Source organism: Persicitalea sp. (assembly GCF_041751555.1).
Taxonomy (GTDB): Bacteria; Bacteroidota; Bacteroidia; order Cytophagales; family Spirosomataceae; genus Persicitalea.
In genome coordinates, this window is record NZ_JBGSXF010000456.1 from 1 (window position 1) to 9,099 (window position 9,099).

General features: G+C 46.5%; 10 protein-coding genes and 1 pseudogene. 7 read left to right on the top strand and 4 right to left on the bottom strand.

The window, feature by feature from the left end:
* Window positions 1-256 (top strand): annotated as a pseudogene (locus ACEW8P_RS16050) (asparagine synthetase B); the annotation flags it as partial.
* 83 nt (window positions 257-339) lie between these two features.
* On the opposite strand, the gene ACEW8P_RS16055 reads toward ACEW8P_RS16050, so the two are convergent.
* Window positions 340-1,368 (bottom strand): DNA/RNA non-specific endonuclease, encoded by a 1,029-nt coding sequence (locus tag ACEW8P_RS16055; RefSeq protein ID WP_373514095.1) that lies wholly within the window; start codon window positions 1,366-1,368, stop codon window positions 340-342.
* Between the two features lie 118 nt (window positions 1,369-1,486).
* Between ACEW8P_RS16055 and ACEW8P_RS16060 the strand changes: the two genes are divergently transcribed.
* From ACEW8P_RS16060 to ACEW8P_RS16070, 3 genes are all read left to right on the top strand, one after another.
* Window positions 1,487-2,722: an NAD(P)/FAD-dependent oxidoreductase gene (locus ACEW8P_RS16060; protein WP_373514096.1), complete on the top strand. Its 1,236-nt coding sequence runs from the start codon at window positions 1,487-1,489 to the stop codon at window positions 2,720-2,722.
* A 41-nt stretch (window positions 2,723-2,763) separates the two neighbouring features.
* Complete coding sequence (locus tag ACEW8P_RS16065) at window positions 2,764-3,585, top strand: purine-nucleoside phosphorylase (RefSeq protein ID WP_373514097.1); 822 nt, start codon at window positions 2,764-2,766, stop codon at window positions 3,583-3,585.
* A gap of 63 nt (window positions 3,586-3,648) precedes the next feature.
* Entirely contained in the window at window positions 3,649-4,482 is an 834-nt protein-coding gene (locus ACEW8P_RS16070) for an SUMF1/EgtB/PvdO family nonheme iron enzyme (RefSeq protein WP_373514098.1), read from the top strand.
* Here the strand turns inward: ACEW8P_RS16070 and ACEW8P_RS16075 are convergent.
* The 3 genes from ACEW8P_RS16075 to ACEW8P_RS16085 all read right to left on the bottom strand — a co-directional run bounded on the left by ACEW8P_RS16075 (window position 4,475) and on the right by ACEW8P_RS16085 (window position 6,300).
* A complete protein-coding gene (locus ACEW8P_RS16075; protein WP_373514099.1) occupies window positions 4,475-4,831 on the bottom strand; it encodes a hypothetical protein in 357 nt (118 codons plus the stop codon). The two genes, ACEW8P_RS16070 and ACEW8P_RS16075, sit on opposite strands and share 8 nt — an antisense overlap.
* A gap of 180 nt (window positions 4,832-5,011) precedes the next feature.
* Window positions 5,012-5,938 (bottom strand): YihY/virulence factor BrkB family protein, encoded by a 927-nt coding sequence (locus ACEW8P_RS16080; RefSeq protein ID WP_373514100.1) that lies wholly within the window; start codon window positions 5,936-5,938, stop codon window positions 5,012-5,014.
* Between the two features lie 35 nt (window positions 5,939-5,973).
* A complete protein-coding gene (locus tag ACEW8P_RS16085; RefSeq protein ID WP_373514101.1) occupies window positions 5,974-6,300 on the bottom strand; it encodes a tetratricopeptide repeat protein in 327 nt (108 codons plus the stop codon).
* A 98-nt stretch (window positions 6,301-6,398) separates the two neighbouring features.
* Here ACEW8P_RS16085 and ACEW8P_RS16090 point away from each other — a divergent pair, with 98 nt between their 5' ends.
* The 3 genes from ACEW8P_RS16090 to ACEW8P_RS16100 all read left to right on the top strand — a co-directional run bounded on the left by ACEW8P_RS16090 (window position 6,399) and on the right by ACEW8P_RS16100 (window position 8,950).
* The gene (locus ACEW8P_RS16090; protein ID WP_373514102.1) at window positions 6,399-7,136 is read left to right on the top strand and encodes an electron transfer flavoprotein beta subunit/FixA family protein; all 738 of its coding nucleotides are present in this window, start codon (window positions 6,399-6,401) and stop codon (window positions 7,134-7,136) included.
* Between the two features lie 114 nt (window positions 7,137-7,250).
* Window positions 7,251-8,216, top strand: coding sequence for an electron transfer flavoprotein subunit alpha/FixB family protein (locus tag ACEW8P_RS16095; protein ID WP_373514103.1), 966 nt, complete (start codon window positions 7,251-7,253; stop codon window positions 8,214-8,216).
* A 131-nt stretch (window positions 8,217-8,347) separates the two neighbouring features.
* Window positions 8,348-8,950 carry a bifunctional nuclease domain-containing protein gene (locus ACEW8P_RS16100; RefSeq protein ID WP_373514104.1) on the top strand — a complete coding sequence of 201 codons (603 nt, stop codon included), beginning with the start codon at window positions 8,348-8,350 and terminating at the stop codon, window positions 8,948-8,950.
* Window positions 8,951-9,099 lie beyond the last annotated feature (149 nt).

Genomic DNA, 9,099 nt, shown 5'->3' on the forward strand with positions numbered 1-9,099 from the left:
CTATAAGAACCAATACATCAAGCCTGAGGTGGTCATTATGGCCGAAACCAAACAAGCGCAAGAGGCTCGTTACATTCACGGTACTTACGGCAAAGGTTTTTTCACCTTCTATGGGGGTCACGATCCTGAGGATTACCAGCACCGCATTGGTGAGGAACCTACTGATCTGAACCTTCATCCCAATTCGGCCGGTTATCGATTGATCCTAAACAACATACTTTTTCCCGCCGCGAAGAAGAAGAAGTTGAAAACCTAGTTTTTGATTAAGTATGACCATTGAAAAAGTTTATATTTCAATGGTCAACTGTCATACTTTTCAATCATTCGACAATTTCCCAGCTACATTCGATACCACTCACCCGCTTGACTCCTCTTTTCTACCCTGTTCTCGATTGAGTCGGGTAGCCTTGGAAAAAAGTCCACACCTGTCAGGCTTTCTACTTTGTCAATCGGCACGACAAAACTGGCGAGTGAAGCTTTCGATGGTTTATTGTCCATCAGGAATGCGATTCCCTTGACGTAAGGTGGATTAACGTAAAGTACGACTTTATAAAACTGCCTGGGTACCGCTACACGGTTCGAGCGGCCAATAGTGGGTAAACCTGGTTCAAGAACCGGTCCCGTGACTACATATATTTTTTGGTATTTGTATGCCCAGGCCCGCACTAGCTTTTCTAGTTCTAGCCAAATGCCCCGGTTAAATTGTGGCTCCTGCGGGCAGATGTTGCTCATGTAAAATGTCTCCTTCATCACCTGATACGAATTTTTGAAGTCAGCGGCAGGAGCCAAGTGGCCGCGGTCGTAGCCACTGCGGGTATAGTCATTACTTACCGCCGTGCCGGTCCTGACCGCCGGATCAGGGATGAATTGGTTCTCACGCTCTTCTTTGCCGTTGATCTGATCTTGTTGTAAAACGTAAGCTACCCAAGCAGGCAGCTCATACTTCTCTACATATTTCAAAGTATAGCCGACGCGCCTCACCAACTGGTCATTGGAACCGATGGCAGGAAGAAAAAAATCGCTGTCATTGACGATGCGCATTAGCTCTGCGTCGGAAATTTCCTCTTCCTGCCGATTGAGCTTTTCTTTTAAACTAGAGGTAGTTTTTTGGCTATCTTTTGAACCCTCCGGGTTTCGGGATGGTTGGGTGTCCGAGGCCAACGTATCGTAGCTGCCCGGCTCGGGCACTTTGTAAGGGTTATCCCGCGATGAGTTATCTTCGGAGAAAATAGATTTTACGTTTTCCCAAAATGCCACTACGGGCTGACTCTTACCGCGGTAGTGCAGAAACAGCCCGATTGTAAAAAACACGATTAGTAGTAACAGAGTATTGTTGGGCATTCTGAAGCCCCCCCGATAGTTGTTCATTTAGCTGTTTTTATTGCAAAGGTACAAAAGCATCAGAGCGACGAAACCTAAAGATTATCGATGCCCAAAAACTTAGATATGTACCTAAGAATTTGTGTTCCCCATAAATAAGCACCTTATGCGTATTGTAATCGTTGGTGGCGGGGCAGCGGGGTTTCTGGCGGCCATTACCGCTGCCGAACAAAGGCCTGATTTGGAGATTATAATCCTGGAAAAGAATCGAACGGTGTTAAATAAAGTACGCATATCCGGCGGGGGGCGATGCAACGTTACCCACGCTTGTTTCGACAATCGGCTGATGGTAAGCAACTATCCTCGAGGAAATAATTTTCTTAAAAGACTTTTACCAATCTTCGATGCCCAAGCCACGGTGAATTGGTTCTCGGCACGGGGCGTGGCCCTGAAAGCGGAGGAAGACGGGCGAATGTTTCCAATCAGCAACTCCTCGCAAACTATTGTGGACTGTTTGTTGCGCGAGGCGAATAGAAATAACGTGCAGATTAGGACTAGCACCGCCGTTGGGTCATTTCATCTTACCGAGAAAAACTTTATACTAAACTTAACGGATGGTACCACACTCCGAGCTGACCGGCTTCTGATCGCGTCGGGCGGACATCCTAAGCGTGAAGGATTTGACTGGTTGACTGACCATGCCCATGCGGTGGCGTCACCAGTACCGTCTTTATTTACTTTTAATACCCCCAATAATTATCTGTTGTCGCTCTCGGGGGTTTCCGTGCCGGACGCGGAAGTTAAAATTATGAATACTAAATTGGCCTTGCGAGGGCCACTACTCATCACGCATTGGGGGTTCAGTGGTCCGTCGGTGTTGAAGCTGTCGGCTTGGGGAGCAAGGATACTGGCTGAAAAAGGATATAATTTCTCTTGCCGAATTAATTGGCTGCCTTTCCTAAGTGAAGCGGAGATCAGAAGTACTTTAACGCAGGAAAAGCAGTCGCACCCCAAGCAAATGGTCGCAACATATTCGCGGTTCGGCCTACCGCTACGATTATGGCGCGCTTTTGTGGAGAATGCCGAGATTACTTCCGATTTGCGTTGGCTTGATATTTCTAAAAAATCGCTCAACCGCCTAGTAAATAATCTGACCAACAGCCAGTTTCAAGTAAGCGGAAAGACTACCTACAAGGAGGAATTTGTGACAGCGGGAGGAGTCTCATTATTGGAAATAAATCATGACACACTGGAAAGCAAACACGTTCCGGGGTTGTATTTTGCGGGGGAAGTACTCGATGTGGACGGAATTACGGGTGGTTTTAATTTTCAAAATGCCTGGACAACTGGCTATATTGCGGGAAAAAATATCGTCCAGGGTTATTTGGTACGCGAAGACTAGCCTCTCCTGTCCCCATACTCACTCACATTGCTATTTGATTAATGACCTACAAACAAATTCAGGAAACCGCCGATTTTCTTAACAGACTTACCAAAGAATTTTCGCCCGAGATTGGAATCATTCTTGGTACAGGACTTGGTTCATTAGTTGAGGATATTGACGTAGAACACGAAGTCTCTTACGCAGATATCCCTAATTTTCCGGTAGCTACGGTGGAATTCCATTCTGGAAAATTGTTCTTCGGTATGTTGTCTGGCAAAAAAGTAATTTGTATGCAAGGGCGCTTTCACTACTATGAAGGCTACACCATGCAGCAAGTCGCCTTTCCCGTTCGGGTTATGAAGCTGTTGGGCATCAATACTTTGATGGTTTCCAATGCGGCGGGTGGTATGAACGATCTCTACAGGTTGAGCGATTTGATGATAATTAAAGATCACATCAGTCTTTTTCTGCCTCTAAATCCCTTGATAGGCCCGAATCTAGACGAACTCGGCGATCGTTTCCCTGATATGTGTGATCCATACGACCCGGCATTTGTATCTATGGCACTGGGGATTGCACGCGAAAAAGGGATTAGTGTTCACGCTGGGGTGTATGTTAGCGTTCCTGGCCCGCATCTGGAGACCCGGTCAGAGTACCGGATGCTGCGAATGCTTGGTGCCGATGCAGTAGGCATGAGTACCATCCCCGAAATCCTGGCCGCCCGGCAAATGCACCTGCGTTGCTTTGGACTGTCGGTCATAACCGACATGGGCATTCCAGAAAAATTGGAAAAAGCGGATATCGCCAAGATTATCACCGCCGCCAAGAAGGCTGAGCCAAACATGACATTGATAATAAAAGAGATGATCGAGAGGTTATAGAAAAGGTAAAAAGGAAGCACTCAAGTCTTTTTTTTACGTTCAATCGACTTTTTTTAGAAACAAATGAAATTTCATAAACTGAAAATAGGACTTCTTGCTTTATCTGTCGTTGCGGTGACGGTGGGGTGCGATGGCACCAAGGTGCAGGAAGCACCCATCGATGCGCCAGAGGGAATGGTGTACGTTCCTGCGGGCGAAAGCGAAGATGGTGGTGAAATCAATGCTTTTTTCATCGATAAAACGCCCGTAACGGTGGCCGAGTTTGATAAGTTCGTGCAGGAAACAAAGTTCGTTACGCAGGCTGAGCGCTTCGGCGATGCGGGTGTATTCGATGTAAAGACTGGTACTTGGTCGCTGGTTGAAGGGGCAGATTATTGGCATCCGTTTGGCCCGGACGGCCCGGAGGCGCAACCAAATCATCCCGTCACACAGGTATCATGGAACGATGCCACGGCTTACGCCAAGTGGGCTGGCAAGCGTATCCCCAACCCACAAGAATGGTTTCTGGCGGCACGTTTTGGGTTGGATGAGAAAGACATTTATTCGTGGGGCGGCGAAAATTGGATTCAGAATGGAAAATACAGAGCCAATTTTTGGCAAGGTAGTTTCCCTACCTATAACACTGTGGAAGACGGATATTTATATACTTCACCTGTAGGAGAATTTGGAGTCAATAAACTGGGCATTGCCGACATGGGTGGTAACGTATGGCAGTGGACTACCAAATGGAAAGATGAAGCCATCACGGATGAGACGGGCGAAAAAATACAGGTAGGGGGTTCCTACCTGTGCGATCCGGCCGTGTGTCACGGTTTCAGAATTGGTGGCACAGCCTCCTCCACTACTGAAACGAGCCTGTGCCACGTGGGTTTCCGCTGTGTGAAAGAAGTTAACTGATCTTTACTACCTCGGCGGGAATGTTATGTTGGCTTATTACGTCCCGTGTGTATCTCACATGCCCCCGCGGAGCCATCAGATAGAGCTTTCCACCTTTCATGCTGGCGAGTTCGCTGAGCAATTTCCACTTGGATATATCCTTCATGACCTTATCATTTTTGAGGGACACTTCCAGATAATGTTTGTTGAACATATTGGTACCTGTGACGTCGGGAGTAAACACCAGATTATCCTGGGTACGCTCGTATGATTTGGGCGTATCAAAGCCTTCTATATTTGCTTTGATTTCTTTGAATCCGTGGGATTGAGCCCATTTAACTACGCTTTCGATGAATCCGTCTTTTTCCATATAGGCATAAAATTATTCGCTTTCCTGGCTAAATAAGAAAGCGATGTGAATAATTTGAGTCGGTAAGTTGAGACTTTTTGGGTAAAATCTGCTGAGGGACAGAAATATGAAATCCAGATATTTCGCAAGTTACGAAAAAAACGCCCTTTATGCAATTCAAGTCCGGTATTTTCGGAATATCTAGCTACCTTTCATAGTGTCTTTTCCTACAACTCTTTTCTCAATCATTACTGCATGTACTTCTGGCTGAATGTGGGTGCCGTCTGAGTTAGCATAGACTTTGGTGAATTCTGCTCCAAAGTATAATATAATAGATGAATAGTACACCCATAGCAACAGAATGATTATTGATGCGGACGTTCCGTAAGTGGCGCCAAGATCAGACTGGCCGATGTAGAAACTGATACCGAACTTACCTATTCCGAATAGAATAGCCGTGAAGGCTGCCCCTATGAAACACTCTTTCCAGCGTATTTTCCCGTCAGGAAGCACTTTAAATATTACTGCGAACAGCGTCGTAATGACCACAAGTGTTATACCCAGGTTCACTATGTAGAAGATGATAACTGATGCTTCGGAAAATATTCGCTCCAGTCTTTTACTTAATATATCCACCAAAGCATTTACTCCCAGAGACACAAGCAAAAGAAAACCTAACGTCAGAATAATGGAAAAAGACAAAAGACGAGTTTTCAGGTACTTCAGCCACCCTTTCTCGGGTCGTGCCTCAATGGACCATATGTAGTTGATAGAGCTCTGAATTTCTGCGAACACCCCCGTTGCACCGATTAATAGCGTGCCTATTCCTACCGCTGCCGCCACGCCTGACTTGTCGGATAGACTGGCATTTTTCAATATCTCCTGCAATTGAGCGGCGGCCTCGGCCCCAACCAGTCCATTTATTTGATCAAAAATTTCGCCCTGAATTGCCTCCCGCCCGAAAAAGATGCTCAGGGCCGAAATCATCACCAATAGCATAGGAGCTAATGAAAATATGGTGTAATAGGACAGAGCGGCACTCAGCTTCATGCCCTGGTCGTCCATAAACTCTGTCCCGGCCTGCTTTATGATATTAAAGTACTTTTTTACGGGTTCTGGTATGCTCATATTTTGAGAAATATTTTTTTTATAAGAAATGCTCACTAATCCATTTGCTCGTCTTCAAAGGCTTGTCGAGCGCGGGTTAATTCTGTTTGTGTTTTGTTGTTTTTCTGTCGGATAGCTAAATCAATGCCTTCTCTGAAGGCTTCAATAGCCCTATCGTTATCTTGAATGCCAATAAAAAACTGTGCCGCTTGGTAGTAAGTAGGCAGATACTCGGGATGATCATGCAGGAGTTTCTTATATAGCTTCTCAGCTTCTGTAATATCAATTTTTTGGTATTCAAGCGTCAGGGCATATAGATTAAAAGGATCATTAGGGTCCTCTCGATAGAACGTCAACAGTTTTTCTATGAAGGGTGATTTCATAAATAATGTTATGCTTGCATACTATTATGATATTTTCGTATCTTCGCAGCAGACATTTATAAGTTGAAAAGCCATTCCATAATTTCTAAATCCCAAAAATGAAAATACTCGTTTGTATAACCTCCGTGCCGGACACTACGGCGAAGATAAGCTTTACTGAGGACAACACGCAATTCAACAAAGCGGGTGTGCAGTACATCATCGGACCTTACGACGATTACGCCTTAGCCCGCGGCGTGGAGCTAAAGGAACAGTCAGGTGGTAGTTTGACGGTACTCAATGTGGGTACCAGCGAGACCGATACTCAGATTCGTAAGGCACTCGCCATAGGAGCTGACGACGCTATCCGCATCGACACCGAGCCCACCGACTCATATTTCGTCGCGGCACAGATCGCCCATGTGGCTGAACAAAATAACTACGACCTTATCTTAATGGGGCGGGAATCCATCGACTTCAATAGCGGTGTAGTCCACGGATTGGTGGGCGAGATGCTGGGCATTCCCTCCTACTCACCTGTAATGAAACTTGACATCATGGATGGCAAGGCCGAATTCGCCCGCGAAATTGACGGTGGCAAGGAGCACTTGGAAGCTAACCTGCCGCTGGTGCTGGGCTGTCAAGAACCCATTGCCGAATGGAAGATCCCGAATATGCGTGGCATCATGACCGCCCGCTCCAAACCACTAAACGTACTGGAAGCTATCCCGATGGAGGATATGACAGTACTCCAAAAATATACTCTCCCCGCTCCCAAAGGTGAATGCAAAATGATCCCCGCCGAAGACGCAGAGCAACTAATCACGTTGTTGCGTACGGAAGCGAAAGTGCTTTAAACGGTAAACGATGAGTGATCAATGGTATTTTCACTTGTCATATGCATAGGCTTATAAATAGGGAAAATTCTTCCACCCATAATTCATCATTCATAACTCATCATTTAGATAAAGATGTCAGTACTCATATTTGTAGAAATCGATAACGGTGCCATCAAGAAATCTTCTTTGGAAGCCATATACTACGGCTCGAAAGTCGCTGAAAACACTCAATCAAGTGCCACCGTTCTGGCCATCGGTGCCGCCGATGCGGACGCTTTAAAGGCCGCCGGAAAATTCGGCGCTAAGAAAGTCCTTCACGCCGCCGACGAAAAACTATCTCATGAAAATAGCTTGGCCTACGCCGACGTGCTGGTGCAGGCCGCCCAGCAGGAAGACAGCAAAATCGTCATCATGGCCAAGTCGGGCCTGGGCGATGCTGTTGCCGCCCGTGCCGCAGCCAAATTAAAAGCTGCCATCGTATCGGGCGTCACTGATCTGCCTGACACGAGCGGCGGCTTCATGGTAACGCGCGCGATCTACACCGGAAAAGCCTTTGCTACCGTAGAAATGAATACGGACGTAAAAGTACTGGTTGTACGCAAAAACGCCGTAGAGGCAGTAGAAACTGATGCCCAAGCCAGTGTTGAATCCTTTTCACCCACTCTGCGTGACTCTGATTTTGCCGCTACGGTAAAGAATGTAGAAAAAGCCGGTTCGGAGTTATCGCTCACAGACGCTGATATAATTGTATCGGGCGGCCGGGGCATGAAGGGGCCCGACCATTGGGATCCATTGCTGGAACTGGCAGGAGCCCTTGGCGCCGCCACTGGTTGTTCCAAACCTGTCTCTGACTTGGATTGGCGCCCTCACCATGAACACATTGGGCAGACGGGCATCAAGGTGGCCCCAAACCTATACATTGCCTGTGGCATATCAGGAGCGATCCAGCATTTGGCGGGTGTAAATGGTTCTAAGACGATCGTGGTCATCAACAAAGATCCTGAGGCACCCTTCTTTAAAGCCGCCGACTACGGTATCGTGGGTGACGTATTCGATATACTACCTAGGTTAACCAAAGCTGTGGAAGCCTCGAAATAAACTTCAACAGCCCAATTTGACCCGTCCTGCATTTTTTAATGCAGGACGGGTTTTCTATTTTTGCATTTTTATTTTTTGGAGGAGTTCTCGTCCCCACCTGCATTTCTTTCACCCAGATTTAACTTTGTCAAGTGAAAAAAATTAAATTAGAAATATTAGGGCTGTCGCCCAGCCAATCTCAAACGGGCTCTTTTGCCTTGGTTTTGGGTGAAGAACTGGGTAATCGCCGCTTGCCTATCATAATTGGAGTATTTGAGGCTCAGGCCATCGCAGTACAAATCGAGAACATAGTCCCCAATCGGCCCATGACACACGATTTGTTCAAATCATTTGCGGAAGCACTTAACTATACTTTGAAAGAAATCGTCATTTCGGACCTTAGTGAAGGCATTTTCTACGCTAAAATAATTTGCGGTGACGATTTGCGTGAGGTTGAAATTGACTCACGTCCTTCCGATGCCATTGCGATCGGCCTGCGCTTTGATGTACCTATCTACACTTTTGAAACCATTCTATCAGAAGCAGGTATCGTTGCCAGTGGTTTGAACGAAGAGGAGGGAGAAGAAGATGAAGACGAGCTGGTGCGTGAAACCCTCCGTACCAAGGGATCATTCAATGAGCAGATTCGGGATATGTCCAACGATGTGCTCCAAAAAATGCTGGACGAGGCTCTAAAAAAGGAAGAGTACGAAAAAGCCGCCAAGATTCGGGACGAGTTGGAGAAGCGTAATTGAAGAGCACCGCTTCCATCTTTTCGTTAAAAATCGTTAAGTCCCCCTTACTCCGCCACGCCGACGGATATTAATCAGTAGTTTTGCGAGCAGTCGCCCACCGGGAATTGCACCAATGGCCAAAAAGAAAAAAATCGGGAGTTATCCCAACA

Bases quoted from the DNA above. Each gene is read 5' to 3' on its own strand.
- ACEW8P_RS16095 (WP_373514103.1), top strand. From the start codon at position 7,251: ATGTCAGTACTCATATTTGTAGAAATCGATAACGGTGCCATCAAGAAA.
- ACEW8P_RS16090 (WP_373514102.1), top strand. From the start codon at position 6,399: ATGAAAATACTCGTTTGTATAACCTCCGTGCCGGACACTACGGCGAAG.
- ACEW8P_RS16075 (WP_373514099.1), bottom strand. From the start codon at position 4,831: ATGGAAAAAGACGGATTCATCGAAAGCGTAGTTAAATGGGCTCAATCC.
- ACEW8P_RS16060 (WP_373514096.1), top strand. From the start codon at position 1,487: ATGCGTATTGTAATCGTTGGTGGCGGGGCAGCGGGGTTTCTGGCGGCC.
- ACEW8P_RS16055 (WP_373514095.1), bottom strand. From the start codon at position 1,368: ATGAACAACTATCGGGGGGGCTTCAGAATGCCCAACAATACTCTGTTA.
- ACEW8P_RS16085 (WP_373514101.1), bottom strand. From the start codon at position 6,300: ATGAAATCACCCTTCATAGAAAAACTGTTGACGTTCTATCGAGAGGAC.
- ACEW8P_RS16065 (WP_373514097.1), top strand. From the start codon at position 2,764: ATGACCTACAAACAAATTCAGGAAACCGCCGATTTTCTTAACAGACTT.
- ACEW8P_RS16080 (WP_373514100.1), bottom strand. From the start codon at position 5,938: ATGAGCATACCAGAACCCGTAAAAAAGTACTTTAATATCATAAAGCAG.
- ACEW8P_RS16070 (WP_373514098.1), top strand. From the start codon at position 3,649: ATGAAATTTCATAAACTGAAAATAGGACTTCTTGCTTTATCTGTCGTT.